Here is a 21,186-nt window from a genome sequence, read left to right on the forward strand (position 1 = left end):
TGCTGTAAGAAAAGAAGGAGACGGACCAGTGGCCGACAATGCGCGGGCGAAGAAGCTGGCGGACCTCATCCGGGAGGTGGTGGCCGAGAAGCTGCAGCGTGGTGTCAAGGACCCGCGCCTGGGTACGCACGTGACCATCACGGACACCCGCGTCACCGGCGACCTGCGGGAGGCCACGGTCTTCTACACGGTCTACGGCGACGACGAGGACCGGGCCAGCGCGGCAGCGGGCCTGGAGAGCGCCAAGGGCGTACTGCGCTCCGCGGTCGGCCGGGCGGCGGGGACCAAGTTCACGCCCACCCTGACCTTCGTCGCGGACGCCCTCCCGGAGAACGCCAAGACCATCGAGGACCTCCTCGACAAGGTGCGCGCCTCCGACGCCGAGGTGCGCGAGGCCTCCTCCGGCGCCACCTACGCCGGTGACGCCGACCCGTACAAGAAGCCGGGCGAGGACGACGAGGACGCAGCCGCGGAATGAGCACCAACGCAGGGAAGACGCCTGTGGGCCCTTCCCCGGCCATCGCCGGGGGAGGTCTCGTGATCGTCGACAAGCCGTCCGGATTCACCTCGCACGACGTGGTCGCCAAGATGCGCGGGATCGCCAGGACCCGCCGCGTCGGCCACGCGGGCACGCTGGACCCGATGGCGACGGGCGTACTCGTGCTGGGCGTCGAGCGGGCGACCAAGCTCCTCGGTCACCTCGCGCTGACCGAGAAGGAGTACCTCGGGACCATCCGGCTCGGGCAGAACACCCTCACGGACGACGCCGAGGGCGAGATCACCTCCTCCACGGACGCCTCCCGGGTGACCCGTGAGGCCGTGGACTCGGCCATCGCCAAGCTGTCCGGCGAGATCATGCAGGTGCCGTCCAAGGTCAGCGCCATCAAGATCAAGGGCGTGCGCTCCTACAAGCGCGCGCGGGACGGCGAGGACTTCGAGATCCCGGCCCGGCCGGTGACGATCTCGTCGTTCCAGGTCTACGACATGCGCGACGCCGAGGCCGAGGACGGCACCAAGGTCATCGACCTCGTCGTCTCCGTCGTCTGCTCCAGCGGTACGTACATCCGCGCCCTCGCCCGTGACCTGGGCGCCGACCTCGGCGTCGGCGGCCACCTGACCGCGCTGCGGCGCACCCGGGTGGGCCCGTACAAGCTGGACCGGGCGCGGACGCTCGACCAGCTCCAGGAGGAGCTGACCGTCATGCCGATCGGCGAGGCGGCCGCGGCGGCGTTCCCGCGCTGGGACCTTGACGCCCGGCGGGCCGCGCTGCTCGCCAACGGCGTGCGGATCGAGATGCCGGACGAGTACGGCGAAGGCCGCACGGTCGCGGTCTTCGGCCCCCAGGAGCAGCTGCTCGGGCTGGTCGAGAACAAGGGCGGCAAGGCGAAGTCGCTCGCGGTCTTCGTCTGACCGGGCTCTGACCGGGCTCTGACCGGGCCGATCGCCTCCGTGCGTGTTGCTTTGACGTGGAGCGGTGAGCGCACATGGACCGCTGCTCACCGCTCCACGACCCCCCTCGGGTAGGTGTTTATCCACCCGAGGCCCGCTATTCACCCGTCCGAGCAGGCGCTCGGAGTGAATGGAGGGAGCACAAGGGGGCGCTTTCGCCTCGTGTGCTTTTCCCGCTGATCTTCACCTGCCTACCGTCATGAGCACGGAGCGGCGGGGAGTGGTGCGGCAATGGCGGAGCTCGTCAGGATCTGCGATCTCGCCGGGCGGGTGCGCGGCAGCGGCTTCGTCGCCGACGACCGCGGGACGGTGATCACCGGCCACGAGGCCGTCGTCGGAGCGGACCGGCTGGTCCTGTACGGGCCCGGGGAGCGCAGCTGGGTCGCCGGAGCCGCCGATGTCACCGCCCTGCCGGGGCTCGCGCTGGCCCTCGTACGCACCGACGGGCTCGGGGCGGCGCCGCTGCCGGTGGCCCGCCGCGAGGTGGTCGAGCCCGGTACGTACGTCCGGCTGCCCGCGCGGGGCTGGCGCCAGGCGCGGGTGCTCGCGGCCGGAGCGGAGGTCGCTCAGCTGCCGGGGGAGCGGTGCGAGGTACTGCCCGCCGCGATCGAGCTGGCCATCGGCACGGACGGACGGGACGCCCTGCTCGGCGGCGGGGAGGCCTGCGGGGCGCCGGTCCTGGACGCCGCGACCGGAGCGGTGCTCGCGGTCCTGGGCACCGCGCTGCGGGCGGAGCACCGCTCGGGGGCCTTCGCCGTGCCGCTGCGCGCCGCGGCCGCGGCCGACCCCGGGGGCCCGCTGTACGCGCTGCTGGAGCGCAACGCCGCCACCGTGCCCGGGTACGGGCCGGAACTGAACCTCGCGGGCGTCCTGGAACTCACCGGGACCACGCTCGGGCCGGTGCTCGGGCCGGAGCCGGACGGGCCGGATCCCGTTCCGCGGCCCCGCATCGCCGCCGAGCTCGACGCCTTCACCGCCGGGGACCGGCTCGTCCTCGGGGTGGTCGGCGACCCCGGTTCCGGCCGCACCACCGCGCTCGCCGTCCTGGCCGCCGCCCGGGCGCGCGGGGAGCACCCGGCGCCGACGCTGTGGCTGCGCGGGGCGGAGCTCCGGGACGGGGACGGCTCGCTGGCCGACGCGGTGGCGCGGGCGCTGGCCGCCGCCGGGCGGATCCTGGTGGCCGGCGAACCGCCCGCGGCGGCTCCGCCGGAGGCTTCCGGCAACCGGGACGCGGTGGGCGGGGCCGACTGCCCCGCGGGCCCGTCCGGACCGGATGCGGAGCCGCCCGGCGGCGGCACCGGCGTGGGTGTGGCGCGGCTGGCCGCCCGGGCCGGGCGGCCGCTGCTGGTGGTGCTCGACACCCCCGAGGAGATGCCGCCGGGGCTCGCCCGGCACCTCGGGCCGTGGACCGAAGCCACCGGCCGCTGGCTCGGCGGGACCGGGGCCCGGCTGGTCGTCGCCGCCCGGCCCGAGTACTGGGAGCGGGCCGGCGCCCTCTACCCGCCCGAGGTACTGCACCGCCCCGCGCGGCCCGCCCGGCGGCTGCCGCCCGCGTTGCCCGTCGGCGACCTGACCCCGGCCGAGGCGGCCGCCCTGCGGGCCCGTCTCGGGCTGCCCGACGACGCCGTCCGGGAGGCCGATGCCCGGCACCCGCTCACCCTGCGCCTGCTGGCCGGCGTACGGGCCGCCGGGGTCACCGGGGGCCGCCCGGGCCGGGACGAGGTGTTCGCCGCCCACCTGGACCTGCTCGCCCTGCGGGTGGCCGTGCGGATCGCCGCCTGCGCCGCCCACGCGCAGGGCGCCGGGGTGCACGGCCCGGGGGTGCGCCGGCTGGCCGCACGGGTGGCCGGGCGGGTGCACGAGGCCGCCCGGCGGTGCCTGGGGCCGGGTCAGGGCCGGCTGGACCGGGCCGCCTTCGAGGAGCTGTTCCCCTGGCGCACCGGCTGGGCGTCGGCCGCGCTGAGCGAGGGGCTGCTGGTGCCCGCCGGACCCGGCTACCGCTTCGCCCACGAGGAGCTGGCCGACTGGCTCCAGGCCGGTCACCTCGACGTGCCGACCGCGCTGGACGCCCTGGTGTTCCGCGGGCCGGCCGGCACCGGCCCGCCCGTGCCCCGCCACCGGATCGGCCCCGTCCTGGAGGCGCTGCGGCGGCTCCCGCCCGACCGGGCGCGCAAGGTGCTGACCGCCCTGGTGGTGGCCCTGGACGCGTTCGCCCGGACACCGGCCCCCGAGGGGACCCCGGAGGCGGACCGGGCGTGGTGGGCCGCCGCGCTGCTGCGGGAAGCCCTGCTGCGGGCCCCCGACGCCACGCCGCACCTGCCGGTCCTGCACGCCCTCGCGGAGCACCTGGCCGGCCGGGGGTGCGGCCTACCGGACCCCGGCGACTTCGGCGGCCGGTTCTGGAACCGGCTCCGGCTCCCCGAGTCCGACCGGCTGGACCTGCTGCGCCGGCTGCTGCCCTCGGACCACCGCTACCTCGAAGCCGCCGGGCGCCGCCTCGCCCGGGACCCGCGGTACGTCCAGCCCCTGCTCTGCGCCTGGTTCGGCGACGAACGCCGCCTGCGGGGCCGCCCCGGCGCGACCGTCGCCACCGCCGCCCAGGCCCTGCTGCACACCCACCGCGGCCTCGCCCCGGACGACCTCACCGAGGCCCTCGTCTCCGCCGCGCACCCGCGCGCCGACGAACTGCTCGCCGTACTCGCCGAAGACGAACCCTCCGCCCTGTGCCGGGCCGTCCACCGCTGGGCCCACGACGAGCGGCCCGGGCGCCGGGTCGCGGCCGCCGCCTACGGCCGGGCCACCGCCCCGCACGTACGCACCCCCGCCGATCGGGAACTGCTGCGCCACGCCGCGCAGGCGCTGCTCGCCCGCCCCGCCGACGTCGCCCTGCACGGCGGGGCCCTGGCGATGCTGCTCCGGGACCCCCAGGTGCGGGCCCGGTACCTGCCCGAGGCGCTGGCCTGCTTCCGGGACCCCGCATGCGGCGCCCGGCTGCCCGCCGAGGTGCTGGTGGCGGCCCTGCCGGTGCTGCCGGAGCCGGACGCGGTGTTCGACGCGCTGCGCGCCCGGGCCGACGGGGAGGTGGTCCGCGCCCTGGCCGCGCTCACCACGCCGGGGCTGGCCCGGCGCGCGGGGGACCTCGTACGGGAGCACCTGGCGCGGCACCCCGAGGACGCCCCGCACGCCGCCGCGTTCGTGGACCGGCGCCTGGAGCAGGGCGCGGCGGCCGAACCCGTCCTGCGCCCCCTCGTGCTGGAGTTGCTGCGCTCCGCGCCCGCAGCGGTCCGCGCCGCGCTCGCCGTGGTGCTCGCCGCGCCCGGCGGAGCGTCCTCGTACCCGCTGCGGGGCGAGCTGGCCGACGTACTGCTGCGCGAGGAGACCGACCCGGCGGTGCTCGACGCGTTCCTCGGCGCCGTCGCCGCCGGAGCCGCCGGAAGGCCGCAGCAACGCACCCGGGAACTGCTCAGGCGCACCGGCCGGCAACTGCTGCGGCTCCCCGGCGGCCCGGCGGTGTTCGAGCAGCGGACGGTGGAGCTGTCGCGGGCCGACCCGGCCTTCGGCGCGGTGACCGCCCGCTGGCTCGGGGAGGCGACGGCGGAGGCGGCCGCGCTGCTCGGGCCGGGTGCCCGGCGCACGGTCGAGACCCTGAGCCGGGGCGCCCCCGACATCACCTGAGGAGGCAGGGCGCCCAGCCCGACGCCGATGCGGGGCCGCGGCGGACGGCATGGCAGTCTTAGACCTGCAATCGGCAATCAGTACAGGGTCTACCCACGGGTTCGGGCGAGGAGCGGTCACAGTGCAGCGCTGGCGTGGCTTGGAGGACATCCCCGATGACTGGGGACGCAGCGTCGTCACCATCGGCTCCTACGACGGAGTGCACCGCGGCCATCAGCTGATCATCGGACGGGCCGTGGCCAGGGCCCGCGAACTCGGCGTGCCCTCGGTCGTCGTGACCTTCAGCCCGCACCCGAGCGAGGTCGTGCGCCCGGGCAGCCACCCGCCGATCCTGGCGTCCTACGAGCGCCGGGCCGAACTGATGGCGGCCCTGGGCGTCGACGCGCTGCTGATCCTGCCGTTCACGGCGGAGTTCTCGCAGCTGTCCCCGGCCGACTTCATCGTGAAGGTGCTCGTCGACAAGCTGCACGCGCGCGCCGTCATCGAGGGGCCGAACTTCCGCTTCGGCCACAAGGCCGCGGGGAACGTCGACTTTCTGCGCGAGCTGGGCACCACGTACGACTACGAGGTCGAGGTCGTGGACCTGGTCGTGCGCGGAGAGGCGGGCGGCGGCGTGCCGTTCTCGTCGACGCTCGCGCGCAGGCTGGTCGCCGAGGGCGACATGGAGGGCGTGGCGGAGATCCTCGGGCGCCCGCACCGGGTCGAAGGCGTCGTGGTGCGCGGGGCGCAGCGCGGACGCGAGCTGGGCTACCCGACGGCGAACGTCGAGACGCAGCCGCACACCGCGATCCCGGCGGACGGCGTGTACGCGGGCTGGCTGACGGCCGACGGCGAGCGGATGCCGGCGGCGATCTCGGTCGGCACGAACGTGCAGTTCGACGCCACCGAGCGGACCGTGGAGGCGTACGCGATCGACCGCGTCGGGCTGGACCTCTACGGCATGCACGTGGCGGTCGACTTCCTCGCCTACGTGCGGGGCATGGCGAAGTTCGAGTCGCTGGACGGGCTGTTGGAGGCCATCGCGGACGACGTGAAGCGGTCCCGGGTGCTCACGGAGGCGTACGACGCGCAGCGCTGAGCAGCTGCCGGGACGACGCGAAGGGTCCGTACCCCCCACGGGGCGGGTACGGACCCTTCGCGTTGCCGGTGGCGGCGGGGTCAGCCGAGCCGGGGGTCGCGCGGTGGCTGACCGGGCTGCTGCTGGGGCTGCCAGGGCTGGCCGGGCTGCGGGTACGGCTGGCCGTAGGGCTGGGGGGCCTGCGGCTGGTGGTAGGGGGACTGCGGCTGGGGCGCGCCGTGCTGGGGGTGCTGCGGCTGCTGGGGCTGCTGGGGTGCACCCCAATGGCCTTGCGGGGCCTGCTGTTGGGCGCGGACGAAGTCCTCGGCGACCAGCGCGGAGAGGTTGAAGTACGCCTCGCGGGTCTTGGGCCGCATCAGGTCGAGGTCCACTTCGGCGCCGGCCGCGAGGTGCTCGTCGAACGGCACCACGACGACGCCGCGGCAGCGGGTCTCGAAGTGCTGCACGATGTCCTCGATCTTGATCATCTTGCTGGTCTCGCGGACCCCCGAGATGACGGTGAGGGAACGGGAGACGAGATCGCCGTACCCGTGCGCGGACAGCCAGTCGAGGGTGGTGCTGGCGCTGCTCGCGCCGTCGACGGACGGGGTCGAAATGATGATCAGCTGATCGGCGAGGTCGAGGACGCCGCGCATGGCGGAGTAGAGCAGACCGGTGCCGGAGTCGGTGAGGATGATCGGGTACTGGCGGCCCAGCGTCTCGATGGCGCGCCGGTAGTCCTCGTCGTTGAACGTGGTGGAGACGGCCGGGTCCACGTCGTTGGCGATGATCTCCAGGCCCGAGGGCGCCTGCGAGGTGAACCGCCGGATGTCCATGTACGAGTTGAGGTACGGGATCGCCTGGACCAGGTCGCGGATGGTCGCCCCGGTCTCGCGCCGGACGCGGCGGCCGAGGGTGCCGGCGTCGGGGTTGGCGTCGATGGCCAGGATCTTGTCCTGGCGCTCGGAGGCGAGCGTCGCGCCGAGCGCGGTGGTCGTGGTGGTCTTGCCGACGCCGCCCTTGAGGCTGATCACGGCGATGCGGTAGCAGGACATGACCGGGGTGCGGATGAGTTCGAGCTTGCGCAGGCGCTCGGCTTCGGCGGCCTTGCCGCCGAAACGGAAGCCGGCGCGGGTGGGCTTCGGCTTCTGCTTGGCGCGCAGCAGGCGGTCGGAGGACAGCTCGACCGCGGCGGTGTAGCCGAGCGGCGCCCCGCCGGTGGCCGGGCCGGCCTGGTAGGGCGGCTGCGGCCACTGGCCGGCCGAGCGGGGGTCGTGCGGTGGCTGGGGCTGGGGCTGGGGCTGGGGCTGTGCGGGGGCCGGGGGCGGGAACCCGTAGCCCTGCGGGGCCTGGTACGCGGGCGGCAGCGGGGGCAGCTCACCCCCCGGTCCCCCGAACGGGGGCTCCGCGGCGGGCTCGACGGCCTCCGCGGGGGTGACGGGCGGCGCGTAGGGCCCGGGCGCGGGCGCCGGGTAGGGAGCGGGAGGTACGGGAGTGCCCGCGGGCGGCGTGGCGGTGCGGTACGGCTGGGCGGCCGGCGGCACGGCATCGGCCGGGGCCGCGTCCTGCGGAGCCGGGGCGGTCACCTGCGGGGCTGGCTCGACCGGGGCCGGGGCGGCCGGAGCGGCATCGGCGGGCGCCGCGTCCTGCGGAGCCGGGGTTGCGTACGGCGCTGGGGGCGCTGCCTGCGGCGGGGCGGCCTCGACCGGAGTCGGGGCGGCGTCTGCCGGGGCGGCCGCCGGTGCGGGGGGTGCTGCCTGTGGCGGGGCCGGAGGCGCCGGGGCCGCGTACGGGGCGGGCTGGACCGGGGCGGCGTCCGTCGGGGCGGCGTACGGGGCGGGCTGGACCGGGGTCGGGGCGCCGTCTGCCGGGGTCGGAGCAGCCGTCGGGGCCGGAGGCGCCGGGGCCGAGTACGAGGCGGGCTGGACCGGGGCGGCGTCCGTCGGGGCGGCGTACGGGGCGGGCTGGGCCGGGGTCGGGGCGGCGTCTGCGGGGGCCGGAGCAGCCGTCGGGGCGGGGGCCGGGGCCGCGTCGGCCGGGGCCTCGGCCGCCACCGGTACCGCCGGGGGAGCGGTGGTGAAGACCGCCGGCGGGACCACGGCGTCGGCCTGCGGCGTGCGCGGGACCGGGGGCGCGATCCGCATCGTCGGGGGCGAGGTCACGTCCGACGGGCGGTGCGGTTCGAAGCCGCTGCCCTCCGGCAGCCCCGGCACGGACGCGGCCGGAGCCTGCGCCGCGCCCTGGGTGTACCAGGCCGGAGGGGTGTAGTCGATGGTGAACTCGCCCGTCACCTCGGGCTCCGCATCGGACTGATCGTCCGTCGGGACGTCCCACGTCCCGCCGCGCCTCTCGTTCCGATCGCCGCTCACTGAGTCCTCCTGGTCTGTCGAACACCGGTCAGGCGCCCACCTCGACGCCGCGCCCACGCTCAGCCTAATCGCGCCCCGGCGCCCCGCCCGCCCCCGTGTCCCGGCGCACGCCCCCGGCGCGGCCCGTCAGTCGATCCGGCGCGCCGCGCCCAGCAGGCCCGTCTCCGTCTCCGTGCCCTGCGTCATGACGAACTTGCGGTCCCGCGGCGTGCACCACAACGTCACCCCGTCCCCCAGCGTCGGCAGCGACTCCACCGCCGTCCGCGGCAGGTGCATCAGCCGGCCGATCTGCCCCGCCTCGTCGGGGGACACCCGCTGCACCCCCACCAGCGACGCGTTGCGCATCAGCCGGGGCGCGGCCGGGCTCAGGTACGGCAGCAGGGTCAGCACCGACTGCCAGGGCCCCGCCACCACCCGCCCGCGCGGCGGCCGCATCCCGCAGTCCCGTACCACCAGCACCGGACTGCCCGCCGACGCGCCCTGCGGCGGCACCCGTCCGACGTCGTGCAGGGTCACGCACTGCTGGCCGCCGCCCGCGGCCTGGGCCAGCGCGGACCACACCTGCCCGCGCCCGGTCTCCACCGCGACCCGCGCCCCCGTGGCCGCCGCGCGCAGCGCCAGCACCTGCGCCGTCCACAGGCCGCCGATCAGCGTCACCTCGTACGGCGTCGGCCGGTTGACGCCCAGCACCGCCGGACGGCCCTCGGCGTCCACGCCGATGACGACCCCGTCGTCGGCGACGGGCACTGCCAGCGCGTCCAGATCGGCCGCCGGGACCACGTGCCGTTCGCGCCGCGGCCCGATCAGCCCGAAACCGCCGCCCTTCATCGCGCTCCTCCCAGCGGCAGCGAGGCCAGCAGCCCCGGTACCTGTTCGCGGTCGAGCCGGACCAGTCCCGTCTTCACGCCCCGCGCGATCCGCTCCAGCTCGCGGCGGGCCGCCACCAGCTCCTCGTCGCTGCGCCCCGTCACCCGCACGTGCCCCGTCAGCGTCACGCCCTGGCGCTCGGCCGGGGCCATCGTCAGGCTGAAGTTCGTGGCGAGCGCGGGCAGCGAGGTCAGCAGCGCCACGAACTGCGGCAGCGCCGCGCCCGCGCCGCCCAACTGCGGCCAGCGGCCTATCCAGTACGTCGTGTGCCGCCGGTCGTCGCAGCGCCAGGTCCGCGCCGTCTCCTCCGTGCGCCGGCCCGTGCCCGCCGACCGGCCGGCCTGGGTGATCGCCATCGGGTTCGCGCACGAGGACGTCGCCAGCGCGCCGGTCAGCTCCGGCTCGGTCAGCACCGCCGCCCGGAACCCCGCGCCCGCCAGCCGGCTCGCCAGCTGGTCGGCGATCCGCACCAGACACCGCTGCGCCCCGGCCAGGCCGCCGCCGCGCGCCGTGACCGCCTCCGGGCACAGCTCGGGGTCGAGCTTGAGCGCGATCCAGGTCAGCCGGACCGCCGGCGTGCCCGTACTGGCCTGGAGCGGGGCGTAGTTGCGGGTGGCCGTCGCCTGGGGCGGCAGGTGCGGCGCCGGAGCCGGCTGCGTGTGCTGCACCAACTGGGCCGACTCCAGCCGGATCCCGTCCACTTCGAGGACGTCCCGGACCAGCCCCAGCGGCAGTGGGCGCGCCCCCCGGTCCGGTCGCAGCGCGGTGGCGTCCATGTCGACCTGGACGACGGCCGTCAGGAACGTGCCGTCGCCGGCCATGCCGACGGGCCGCCGGTCGCGGTCGCTGAACGTCAGGGTCCGCAGCGCGGGTTCGGCCTCCACCAGCGGGGCCAGCCCCGGCTCGACGCCGGCCGGTACGGTGCGGCCCGCGGCCCGGCGCTGCCGGGCGCGCAGGGCGAGGGCGCCGCCGATCCACTCGGGCAGGGAGCGCTGGTGGCGGCGTACGACCGCGAGCGGCACCAGGACCAGGGCCAGCGCCCCGGCCGGCACCAGCAGCATCGGTTCCACCACCCAGGCCACCAGCAGGGCGGCGGCCGCGATCTGGAGGAGCACGAGCTGTTGCAGTCGAAACGGCCCGAACCGGCCCGGGGAGGACCGCGGATGCGGTGTCACCCCGGCGCGTACCGGTGTGGCCGAGGCCGTCCGTGGTTCCGTCGCGGTGGCCGTCACTCGCGCACCTCCCGATCCCGGGGGCGGGCCCCGTACGCTCCGGCGCGGCTGCCGCCGCCGCGCCCCGAACTCTGCTGGATCCGCCCGGACGAGCCCTGACCGCCCCGGTCCGGGGGCCGCCCGGCGGCCGACCGAGCCTACCCGGCCCGTGCATACCGTCCGTCAAGAGGCATAGTAGGTCCCCGGTCCGATCATCGAGGCCCGGGGACCGGTGTCCGCTACCGGGCCGTGCGGCGAGAATCAGGCGGTCATGGCATCACGACGCGATGAGCTCAACGCGTACACCTTCGCGAGGCGGCGCACGGTGGCGGCGTTCCTCCAGCCCTCCGCCACCGCCACCGAGGAAGGCGCGCCCCGCCCGCTGCGCGCCGTGGTCCCCGGTCTGGTGGTCGGCGCCCTCGTGGTCGCGGGCTTCGGTGCCTGGGGCATGTTCAAACCGCAGGCCCCCAAGGGCTGGGACGAGCCCGGCACCCAGGTCATCGTCGGCAAGCAGTCGACGACCCGGTACGTGGTCCTGACGACCAAGGTCAACGGCAAGGACCAGACCCGGCTGCACCCCGTCCTGAACCTGGCCTCGGCCCGACTGCTGCTGGATCCGGCGAAGTTCAAGGTCGTGCAGATCGACGACAAGATCCTGGACGCGGGCCGGCCGCCGCGCGGCCCGATCATAGGCATCCCCTACGCCCCCGACCGGCTGCCCGCCCCGGCCGACGCCGGCAAGGCCAAGCGCTGGGCCGTGTGCCAGCAGCCCGGCGGCAACGGCAAGGGCGTCCAGACCGCCGCCTTCGTCCTCGCCGACCGCGAGGCGAAACTGCTGGACGACGGCCGCAGGACCACCGACACGCAGCTGCTGTACGTGCAGAACACCGGCGGTGCCAAGGAGCGCTACCTGGTCGACGCGGCCGGTACCAAGTACCGGTTCCCCGAGGGCACCGCCGACGCCGGCACGCTCACCACGGCCCTGGTCGGCACCGGCGCCACCCCCCAGCCGGTCACCGAACAGTGGCTGGCCACCCTCACCCCCGGCGATGACCTGGTCTTCCCGCAACTGCCGGGCAGGGCGGGCGACCACGCCAACGTACCGGGCCTGGGCGCCGCGGACAGCAAGGTCGGCATGGTGCTGACCGCCCAGACCGGCTCCGGCACGCAGTACTACGCAGTCCTGCCCGACCGGGTCGCGCCCGTCTCGGAGTTCGTGGCCTGGCTGCTGATCTCCGCGCCGGCGACCGACGGTCTCAACATGCACGGCAAGGCCCGCGAGGTGGACCTACAGTCCCTCAACCCGGACGCCACCCCGTTCAAGAACGACGCCAAGTGGCCCCAGCACAAGGGTGTTCAGGTCAACCGCGTCACCCCGGCCCCCGGCTCCGCACCGGGCACCGCCCTGCGCGACACGGTCTGCGCGGTGCTGCGCTCCGTCGACGGCCAGGGCAACCCGACGCTGAGCACCTGGGCCGGTACCGGCTTCCCCGTCGACATCGCCGCGAGCGGCACCGGCGCGTACGTCACCCCGGGCTCGGGGCTGCTCTACACCCAGGTCCAGGGCCGCCAGACCACTGCCGGCGGCTCCACGTTCCTGGTCACCGACACCGGCCTGCGGTACGCCGTGCAGGCCAACGGCGACAGCGACTCAGCCCAGTCCAAGATCGGCGCGGGCGGCCAGAAGGAGCAGGGCGCGGGCGACGGCCGGCCCGAGGCGAGCCAGGCGCAGATCCGGCTCGGCTACGGTGCCGTCACCCCCGCCATGGTGCCCATCGCCTGGTCGGAGTTCCTCTCCAAGGGGCCCCGACTGGACACCAACTCCGCCCGCCAGCCACAGGGTTCGTGAGGAAGCCGCCGATGTCCAAGCCACCGGCCGGGCGCCGCGCCACGGTCGCCCCGGGCCTGCTCCTGAGCGCCGTCCTCGCCCTCGGCGCGGGCTGCGGTACGGCGGCCGCCGCCGGTCCCGCCGCGCCGGGATCCCCGTACGGCCTCGCCCTCGCCGGCGCGGGCGAGTGCACCTTCCCGATGAAGAAGCAGATCGCCGACCGGCCCTGGGCCCTGCAACGGCTGCTCCTGGACGCCCTGTGGGCCAAGACCCGCGGCAAGGGCGTCCGCGTCGCCGTCATCGACACCGGCGTGGACCGCGCCAACCCGCAGCTCGGCAGCGCCCTCGACACCGGCGCCGGCAAGGACTTCGTCGACCCCAAGGGCGGTGACGGCACCAACGACACCGTCGGCCACGGCACCAGGGTGGCCGGCCTGATCGCCGCCCGCCCCCAGAACGGCACCGGCTTCGTCGGCCTCGCCCCCGAGGCCACCGTCATCCCGATCCGGCAGAACGACGGGCAGGGCAACGGCAACGCCGCGACCCTCGCCCAGGCGATCGACCACGCGGTGTCCAAGGGCGCCCAGGTCATCAACATCTCCCAGGACACCGACGTCCCGCTGAGCGCGGACTCCGAACTCGGCAAGGCGGTCCAGCGGGCCATCGACGCGAAGGCCGTGGTCATCGCCTCGGCCGGCAACGACGGCCTCAGCGGGCAGAAGCACAAGACCTACCCGGCGGCCTTCCCCGGTGTCCTCGCCGTCGCCGCCTCCGACCGCAACAACGAGCGGGCCGCCTTCTCCCAGCCGGGCGACTTCATCGGCGTCGCGGCCCCCGGCGTCGACATGGTCTCCACCGTCCCCGGCTTCGGCCAGTGCGTCGACAACGGCACGAGCTTCTCCGCCCCCTACGTCGCGGGAGTCGCCGCCCTGCTGCGCGCCGCGCACCCGGACTGGAGCGTGCAGCAGATCGTCTGGCAGATCGAGAACACCGCCGAACGCTCCGTTAACGGCCACGACGACTACGTCGGCTGGGGTGTCGTCGACCCGGTACGGGCCCTCACCCAGGACCGCGAACCCCCCAAGGCCCCCGTCCCCGACCCGGGCCCGCCACCGGCGGCCGCGCCGCAAGCCGCGGAGCTGCACCTCGCCGAGACCGTGCAGGAGCGGGAGGAGCGGTTCGGTACGTACGCCCTGGGAACCGTCGTCCTACTCATCGCCGTCATCCTGGGCACCGCGACCGTCGTACGCGACGCCCGCGCGCGCCGACGCCCGTCGCGGTGACCACCCGCCGCTTCACCGGCGCTGCGCCGTACCGGTGTTGGGGCGGGCCGGGGTACTGGCTAGAGTGACGGCAGGCTTCACGACTGTGATCGGGGGATGGCGTGAAGCGGAGGGGGAGCCCCGGGAGCGCGTGGCCTGATTCCGCGCCGGGAACGCCTGCTCCGCCACGCGATCCGCCGGTTCTGCCGGCGAATTGAGAAGTGAGGAGCTTCGGATGACGAGCAATTTCGGACTTGCGGACGATCCGGTCGTCAAGGCGGCCAACAGGATCTCCGAGACGGCCGAGGCCGTGTCGCGGCAGTCCCGCGAGCTGGCGGACATCATCGCCACGGTGAGCGCGGGCTGGACCGGCGTGGGTGCCGGAGGCTTCGTCAAGGCCCAGGAGGACATCAACCTGGACCACGACAAGATCCGCCGGCTGCTCGGCGTCCTGCACCACGCCGTGTCGGAGACCAAGAACCTGAGCAACGCCCAGGACGAGGACGTGCGCCAGGCCTTCGCCGCCGCCAACAAGTCCGGCCTCAACAACCTCTGATCAACGCCACGTTGTCCACTACGCCCCAGCGCGAAGGAGAACACCATGTCCGGTAACGACGGCCACACGAGGGTCCGGTACGAGAGCGTCCAGCAGATGGCGGACCGCATCCGCGTGGTGTCGCAGAACATCCTCAAGGACCTGGACGAGATGGACACCGCCGTCAAGGTGGTCACCGACACCTGGGACGGTGAAGCGCACCGCGAGTACGTCACCCTCCAGAAGAAGTACAAGGCCGCCGCCGACCACATGCAGAAGCAGCTGGAGACCGTCGCCCAGCTCATCGAGCGCGGCAAGGGCGACTACCACGCCACGGACATCAAGGCCTCGCGCCTGTTCACCGAGGCCTACTGAGCCCACCGGCGCACGTCGAAGGGGCGCGCCCGCACCGGGCGCGCCCCTTCGACGTGCGGAGCCCGTCGGGCCCGCGGTCAGCGCAGGTCGAACTCCCCGTCGCGGGCACCGAGCACGAAGGCCTCCCACTCGGCCGCCGTGTAGCGCAGCACGGTGTCCCGGTCCAGCGAGGACCGCATGGCCACCGCCCCGTCGGGCAGCTTCGCGATCTCCACCCGCTCCTCGTCGGGACTGGTCCCGGGCGGCCCCTCCCACTCGACGCCGCTGATGTCGAGCGCGTACAGCTCGTCCTTCTCCTGCTGGGACCCCATGGCGCGGCCTTCCCTTCGTGCGACTGCGGTGCAGCGTTCTGCCCCGATTATCGGTGCCCGGACGGGGCCGCGGGGAGCGTTCGCGCTTCTCACGCCCCCGAGACCGGCAGCCGCCCGGTCTGGACCAGCGACGTACCGCGCCTGCGCGAGGAGAAGTACCCCCGGCCCGGGGGCAGCGGACGCGGCCTGACGTTGCCCAGCAGGTCCCCCTCGGACGGGTCGCCGGAGAGCACCACGCCCTGCGCGCCCAGCTCCTTGATCCGCTGCATGAACGGCTCGTACAGTGCCCGCGAGGCACCGGCGGAGTTGCGCGCGATGATAAAGCGGACGCCCGTGTCCCGGGCGAAGGGCAGGAACTCCACCAGTTGCGTCAGCGGATTGCCCTGGCTGCCGGCCACGAGGTCGTAGTCGTCGATGATGATGAAGACGTCCGGGCCCGTCCACCAGCTGCGGTCCCGCAGCTGCTGCGGGGTGACGTCGTCCGGCGGCTGGCGGCGCGAGAACACCCCGCCCAGCGCCTCCATGTGCATCTGCAGGGAGTTCGCCATCGGCGCGTACTCCAGCAGGTGCTCCTCCGGCAGGGCCCCGAGCAGGCCGCGCCGGTAGTCGCCGACGACGAGCTTGGCCTGGTCGGGGCCGTACCGCTCGGCGATCCGCTGCGCGATGAGCCGCAGCAGGTTCGTCTTGCCCGACTCGCTCTCGCCGAAGACCAGGAAGAACGGGTCCGTCTCGAAGTCGACGAACACCGGCTCCAGGTCCGTCTCCCCGACCCCGATCGAGATGCCGTGCGCGGGGAACTCGCCGCCCTTGGGCAGCTGGTCCGCGTGCAGCAGCCGCGGCAGCAGCCGCACGCCCGGAGCCGAGGGCCCCGCCCAGTTCTCCCTGACCGCCGCCACGAACGCGGCCGTGCCCTCCGACAGGTCCGCCGCGCTGTGCGAACCGTCGATGCGCGGCAGCGCGCCCAGGAAGTGCAGCTTCTCCGGCACCTGACCACGGCCCGGCATCCCGGTCGGGACGTTCGCGGCGACCCTGCGGTCGAACTCGGAGTCCATGACGTCACCGAGCCGCAGCTCCAGCCGGCTCAGGATCTGGTCCTTGAGCGCGGCCCGGACCTCCATGTACCGGGCCGCCGTGACCACCACGTGGATGCCGTATCCCAGGCCCCGGGACGCGATGTCCGTGACGACCGGCTCCAGGCCCTCGTACTCGTTGCGGAAACCGCCCCAGCCGTCGACGACGAGGAACACGTCGCCCCAGGCCTCGCCGGGCAGCTCCCCGGCCGCGCGCCGGCGCCGGTAGGTACCGATCGAGTCGATCCCGTTCGCCCGGAAGAACTCCTCGCGGCGGTTCAGCACGCCCGCCACCTCGGCGACCGTACGCCGCACCCGCTCCGGGTCCAGCCGCGAGGCGATCCCGCCCACGTGCGGCAGGTCGGCGACCGACGACAGCGAGCCGCCGCCGAAGTCCAGCCCGTAGAACTGCACCTCGTGCGGGGTGTGCGTGAGCGCGAACGAGGAGATCAGCGTCCGCATCAGCGTCGACTTGCCCGACTGCGGGCCGCCGACCACCATCATGTGGCCCGCCGCCCCCGAGAAGTCCCGGTACAGCACCTCCCGCCGCTGCTCGAACGGCTTGTCGATCAGGCCGAGCGGAACGACGAGCCCGCCGGGCCGGGTGTACCCCTGCGCGTGCAGCCCCCGCGCCCCGCTAGGCGCCAGCGCCGGCAGCAGCTGGTCCAGCGGCGGCGCCTGGTCGAGCGGCGGCAGCCACACCTGGTGCGCGGGCACGCCCTGCCCCTCCAGCCGGCCCACGATCACGTCCAGCACCGTGTCCGCGAGCGCGTCGTCCCCCCGCGTCGCCTGCGCCGCCAGGTACGCCGGGTCCGGCGCGGCGTACACCACCGGCACGGGCGCGGCCGTGAACAGCGCGGGCCGCCGCTCCACCGGGAACGGCCCGACGGAGAGGTCCGGGCCGCCCGAGCGGTAGGTGCCCGAGACGTACGCCGCCTTGAAGCGGGTCATCTCGTCGGTGCCGAACTTCAAGTACCCCGAACCCGGGACCGAGGGCAGGTGGTACGCGTCCGGCACGCCGATCGCCGTCCGCGACTCCGCCGCCGAGAAGGTCCGCAGACCGATCCGGTACGACAGGTACGTGTCCAGACCGCGCAGCTTGCCCTCTTCCAGGCGTTGCGAGGCCAGCAGCAGGTGCACGCCCAGCGACCGGCCGATCCGGCCGATCTGGATGAACATGTCGATGAAGTCCGGCTTGGCCGTCAGCAGTTCGGAGAACTCGTCGATGACCAGCACCAGCGAGGCCAGCGGCTCCAGCGGGGCGCCCGCCGCGCGCGCCTTCTCGTAGTCGTGGATGTTCGCGTAGTTGCCCGCCGACCGCAGCAGCTCCTGGCGGCGCTGCAGCTCGCCGCGGATCGAGTCGCCCATGCGGTCCACGAGGGTCAGGTCGTCCGCCAGGTTGGTGATCACCGCCGCCACGTGCGGGAGCTGCCCCATGCCCGTGAACGTCGCACCGCCCTTGAAGTCCGCGAGGACGAAGTTCAGCGTCTCCGAGGTGTGCGTGACCGCCAGTCCCAGCACCAGCGTGCGCAGCAGCTCCGACTTGCCCGAGCCCGTCGCGCCCACGCACAGCCCGTGCGGACCCATGCCCTCCTGCGCGGCCTCCTTGAGGTCCAGCATCACCGGCGCGCCGTCCTCGCCCACCCCGATCGGCACCCGCAGCCGCTCACCCGCCGAGCGCGGCCGCCAGGTGCGCGAGACGTCGACCTGGGCCGCGTCGCCCAGGTTCAGCAGGTCCGTGAAGTCCAGGTTCGCCAGCAGCGGCTCGTCGTCGTCACCGCCACCGGTACGCAACGGCGCCAGCTGCCGCGCCAGCGCCTCCGCCGCCGGCAGCGACAGCGCGTCCGGAACGCCCTCGTACGCCACGCCCGAGCCCGACTCCAGCCGCAGTCGGCCCGGCCGCACCACGACCGACAGCCCGCCCCGCGGCTCGTCCAGCTCGCCCGCCACCACCTCCACGATGGTCACGCCCTGCAAGCCCTCGACCGCCGCGAACACCGAGTCCGGCGGAACCAGCCCGCCGCGCGGCGAGTTCGCGTCGAGCACGACCACCAGGTGGGGCTGGTCCAGCACCGGCGAGACGTCCCGGCTGAACCGCGGCCGCCCCTCCAGCCGGGACCCCAGCAGCCCCTCCAGCTCACCCAGGTCGTCCCCGAACAGCCGCTTGGTGCCCGCCCCGTCGACCTGCCCCGGAAGCTGGGTGTGCGGCAGCCACTTCGTCCAGTCCCACGACGGCACCGCACCCGGCGCCGCCACCACCGCCACCATCAGGTCCTCGGGAGAGTGCAGCGTCGCCAGCTGCGCCACCAGCGCCCGCGCCGTACCGCGCGCCGACTCCGGCTCCCCGGACACCGTCACGTGGTAGAACGCGCGGATCGACACCGCCACCGGCAGCCCGTCCAGCGAGGAGTGCACCTTCAGGAAGCGCTGCATCGCCCCGGCCGTCAACGGCTCCAGCTCGTCCACGGGCGCCGTGTCCGGAGCCACCAGCGGTGTCGCCAGCCGCTGCGCGCCCAGCCCCAGCCGGGCCTGCCCGAAGTCCTCGTCGCCGACCCGCCGCTCCCACAGCCGCGAGCCCTCCGCCACCACCGACCACAGCTGGTCCGGCGCGGGGTGCAGGTACAGCTGCGCGTCCCGCTGCGCCCGTGCGGTGCGGCGGACCTGACGCCGCGTCTGCGCCAGGTACTTCAGGTAATCCCGGCGCGCATCCGCCATGTGCCCCTGCGTACCGCGCCGGTAGCGCAGCAGCTGGGCGATCACCATGCCCACCGTGGACACCAGCATCAGCACGCCCATGATGCGCATGAAGGGCGCCGCACCCGGCATGAAGAAGAAGACGACCGAGGAGCCCATGCCCAGCATCGGCAGGAGCTGCATCAGCATGCCCTCCTGCTGCCCCCGCGGAAGTTCCGGCGGAGCCTCCAGCCGCACCTCGTCCACCGGCACCTCCGGCGGCAGTGACCTGGGCGGGCGTTTCACGACGATCTGGCTCACCGGAGCATCAATCCCTCGAAAACGGACGGACGTCACGACCGGCGCCCTCAACTCCCGGGCCTGGCCGGGGGTGGTGATCCTACTTGCCTACAGTCCGTCATAGGCCCGGTAGTGTGACCCACGCGGCATGCGCAGCAGTGAATCCGGCCCCGCACGCACGCGGCGCCGAAACGGCAACCAGGGGGGCACACAGGTGAGTACGGCCGAGGCGACCGGCTTCTGCAGGGTCACCGTCGTGGCACCGGACAGCCGGATCGACGTCGCCCTCCCCGAGGACATCGCCGTCGCCGACGTCTACCCGGAGCTCCTGCGGCTCACCGGCCAGACCCAGCCCGTCGGCGCCCCCACCGGCTTCCACCTCGTACGCCGCTCCGGCGCCGTCCTCGACGGCGCCCGCACCCTCGCCGCCCAGCAGGTGCTCGACGGCGAGGTGCTCAGCCTGCGCCCCTTCGCCGAATCCCTGCCGCCGGCCGTCTTCGACGACGTCTCCGACGCCGTCGCGTCCGCCGTCGTACGCGACCGGCACCGCTGGAGCGACGACATACTGCGCGGCGCGGGCCTGGCCGGCGCCGCCGTCCTGCTCGTCCTGCTCGGCTTCGTCCTCTGGTACGCCGACCCCGTCCGCCACGACACCCACGGCCTGCCCGGCATCATCGCCGCCGCCGTCGGAGTCCTGCTCACCGCCGCCGCCGGAGTGCGCGCCCGGGTCTACCGCGACGGCGGCTCCGCCGTCGCCCTCGGCCTCGCCGCCCTCCCGCACCTGCTGATCGCCGGCTCCGCCATCGTCGCCCCCGCCGCCGGCCACGGACCCGGCCGCCTGCAGTTCCTGCTCGGCTGCGGCTGCGCCCTCGTCGCGTCCGTCGCGCTGGTCGCCCTCACTCCGCACGGCGACGCCCCCTTCGTCGCGGCCACCTTCCTCGCCGCCACCGGCACCCTCGCCACCTTCGCGGCCATCGCCACCGAAGCCTCCGCGACCGCGACCGCCGCCGTCTGCGGGCCCGTCGCGATCGGCCTCGTCGCCTTCCTGCCCGGCCTCTCCGCCCGCTTCGCCCGGCTGCCCATCGGCTACGCCGCCCCGCAGAGCTCGGCCGGCGACTACGAGATGCCCGACGGTCACGACACCGCCCCGTACGGTGACCCGGCCGAACCGGGCGGCGCCGACCGGCGCGACCCGGGCGCCTCCCTCGACGCGGAGGCCATCGCCGCCCAGGCCCGCCGCGGCCACGAGATGCTGCTGGGCCTGGCGGCCGGCTGCGCCGCCGTCGTCGTCGGCTCCGCCGCCGTACTCGGCTTCTCCGACAACACCTGGGGCCGGCTGCTGGCCCTCGCCACCGGCCTCGCGATGCTGCTGCGCGCCCGGCTCTTCCGCTACACCTCCCAGGTGGTGTGCGCCCTCGCGGCCGGGTTCGCCGCCGTTGCCCTGCTCGTCCTGGGCCTGGCCCTGCACCCGCCGGCCGACCTGCTCGCGGAACTCGTCGAGCACCACGACCGCGGCGGCCTCGACCTGCGCACCATCTGGCTCTCCGCCGCCGTCGCCGCCGGCGCGGCGCTGCTCGCCGGAATTGCGCTTGTCATCCCCCGCAAGGGCCTGTCACCCTTCTGGGGACGGCTGCTCGACCTCACCGAGGCGGCGGTACTGCTCAGCCTGGTCCCGCTGACCCTGGCCGTGCTCGACGTCTACGCCCGGGCCCGCGCCCTCACCAGCTGAGCCGGGTCCGGCCCGGCAGCCTGGTACGCTGTGTGACGGCCGTTTGTGTACGCGCCCCCGGAGCATCTCTGGAGGCTGCGCTCAGCGGACCCCGCCTCCCGAGTTACGGAAGATCCCCAGAGAATTCGACCTGGGGCACTCGGTGGCTACGAAGACCTAAACGAGGAGTACGCGTGCCGCTTGACGCCGCTACGAAGAAGCAGATCATCGCAGAGTTTGGTGCCAAGGAGGGCGACACCGGCTCCCCCGAGGTCCAGGTCGCGATGCTCTCGAAGCGCATCTCGGACCTGACCGAGCACCTCAAGACCCACAAGCACGACCACCACTCCCGTCGTGGTCTGCTGATCCTGGTCGGCCAGCGTCGCCGCCTGCTGCAGTACCTGGCCAAGAAGGACATCCAGCGCTTCCGTACGCTGGTCGAGCGCCTCGGCATCCGCCGCGGTGCGGCCGGCGCCAAGTAAAGACGCTGTGAAGG

The 21,186-nt window shown here is 74.6% G+C and carries 15 protein-coding genes; 10 read left to right on the forward strand and 5 right to left on the reverse strand.

Annotated features, from left to right (window positions below):
• The first annotated feature begins 28 nt into the window (after positions 1-28).
• From rbfA to ACZ4M3_RS31170, 4 genes are all read left to right on the forward strand, one after another.
• Positions 29-478 (forward strand): 30S ribosome-binding factor RbfA, encoded by a 450-nt coding sequence (rbfA, locus tag ACZ4M3_RS31155; RefSeq protein ID WP_136213481.1) that lies wholly within the window; start codon positions 29-31, stop codon positions 476-478.
• Positions 475-1,410, forward strand: a complete 936-nt coding sequence (truB, locus tag ACZ4M3_RS31160; protein WP_467738280.1) for a tRNA pseudouridine(55) synthase TruB — start codon at positions 475-477, stop codon at positions 1,408-1,410. Before rbfA ends, truB begins: the two co-directional genes overlap by 4 nt.
• A gap of 270 nt (positions 1,411-1,680) precedes the next feature.
• On the forward strand, positions 1,681-5,124 hold the full coding sequence (locus ACZ4M3_RS31165; protein WP_467738282.1) for a serine protease: 3,444 nt from the start codon (positions 1,681-1,683) through the stop codon (positions 5,122-5,124).
• 121 nt (positions 5,125-5,245) lie between these two features.
• Positions 5,246-6,202: a bifunctional riboflavin kinase/FAD synthetase gene (locus tag ACZ4M3_RS31170; RefSeq protein WP_467738284.1), complete on the forward strand. Its 957-nt coding sequence runs from the start codon at positions 5,246-5,248 to the stop codon at positions 6,200-6,202.
• Positions 6,203-6,282: 80 nt separating this feature from the next.
• Here the strand turns inward: ACZ4M3_RS31170 and ACZ4M3_RS31175 are convergent, their stop codons facing one another.
• The 3 genes from ACZ4M3_RS31175 to eccE all read right to left on the reverse strand — a co-directional run bounded on the left by ACZ4M3_RS31175 (position 6,283) and on the right by eccE (position 10,649).
• Complete coding sequence (locus tag ACZ4M3_RS31175; RefSeq protein ID WP_467738286.1) at positions 6,283-8,550, reverse strand: SCO5717 family growth-regulating ATPase; 2,268 nt, start codon at positions 8,548-8,550, stop codon at positions 6,283-6,285.
• 126 nt (positions 8,551-8,676) lie between these two features.
• The gene (locus tag ACZ4M3_RS31180) at positions 8,677-9,378 is read right to left on the reverse strand and encodes a hypothetical protein (protein WP_467738288.1); all 702 of its coding nucleotides are present in this window, start codon (positions 9,376-9,378) and stop codon (positions 8,677-8,679) included.
• A complete protein-coding gene (gene eccE, locus ACZ4M3_RS31185; protein WP_467738290.1) occupies positions 9,375-10,649 on the reverse strand; it encodes a type VII secretion protein EccE in 1,275 nt (424 codons plus the stop codon). The genes ACZ4M3_RS31180 and eccE overlap by 4 nt, the downstream gene beginning before the upstream one ends.
• A gap of 250 nt (positions 10,650-10,899) precedes the next feature.
• On the opposite strand from eccE, the gene eccB reads away from it, so the two are divergent.
• From eccB to ACZ4M3_RS31205, 4 genes are all read left to right on the forward strand, one after another.
• The gene (gene eccB, locus ACZ4M3_RS31190) at positions 10,900-12,477 is read left to right on the forward strand and encodes a type VII secretion protein EccB (RefSeq protein ID WP_467738292.1); all 1,578 of its coding nucleotides are present in this window, start codon (positions 10,900-10,902) and stop codon (positions 12,475-12,477) included.
• 11 nt (positions 12,478-12,488) lie between these two features.
• Complete coding sequence (gene mycP, locus ACZ4M3_RS31195; protein ID WP_467738294.1) at positions 12,489-13,739, forward strand: type VII secretion-associated serine protease mycosin; 1,251 nt, start codon at positions 12,489-12,491, stop codon at positions 13,737-13,739.
• Between the two features lie 214 nt (positions 13,740-13,953).
• On the forward strand, positions 13,954-14,274 hold the full coding sequence (locus ACZ4M3_RS31200) for a hypothetical protein (RefSeq protein ID WP_467738296.1): 321 nt from the start codon (positions 13,954-13,956) through the stop codon (positions 14,272-14,274).
• Positions 14,275-14,319: 45 nt separating this feature from the next.
• On the forward strand, positions 14,320-14,628 hold the full coding sequence (locus ACZ4M3_RS31205) for a WXG100 family type VII secretion target (protein ID WP_467738297.1): 309 nt from the start codon (positions 14,320-14,322) through the stop codon (positions 14,626-14,628).
• Between the two features lie 77 nt (positions 14,629-14,705).
• Here the strand turns inward: ACZ4M3_RS31205 and ACZ4M3_RS31210 are convergent, their stop codons facing one another.
• Together ACZ4M3_RS31210 and eccCa are read right to left on the reverse strand one after the other, a co-directional pair.
• Complete coding sequence (locus tag ACZ4M3_RS31210; RefSeq protein ID WP_136213490.1) at positions 14,706-14,939, reverse strand: DUF397 domain-containing protein; 234 nt, start codon at positions 14,937-14,939, stop codon at positions 14,706-14,708.
• Between the two features lie 89 nt (positions 14,940-15,028).
• Positions 15,029-19,003: a type VII secretion protein EccCa gene (gene eccCa, locus ACZ4M3_RS31215; protein WP_467738300.1), complete on the reverse strand. Its 3,975-nt coding sequence runs from the start codon at positions 19,001-19,003 to the stop codon at positions 15,029-15,031.
• Between the two features lie 193 nt (positions 19,004-19,196).
• On the opposite strand from eccCa, the gene eccD reads away from it, so the two are divergent.
• The gene (eccD, locus tag ACZ4M3_RS31220; protein ID WP_467738302.1) at positions 19,197-20,711 is read left to right on the forward strand and encodes a type VII secretion integral membrane protein EccD; all 1,515 of its coding nucleotides are present in this window, start codon (positions 19,197-19,199) and stop codon (positions 20,709-20,711) included.
• Positions 20,712-20,884: 173 nt separating this feature from the next.
• On the forward strand, positions 20,885-21,172 hold the full coding sequence (gene rpsO / locus ACZ4M3_RS31225) for a 30S ribosomal protein S15 (protein WP_136213493.1): 288 nt from the start codon (positions 20,885-20,887) through the stop codon (positions 21,170-21,172).
• Positions 21,173-21,186: the final 14 nt, after the last annotated feature.

It is taken from the genome of Streptomyces sp. NPDC026522, assembly GCF_055567555.1.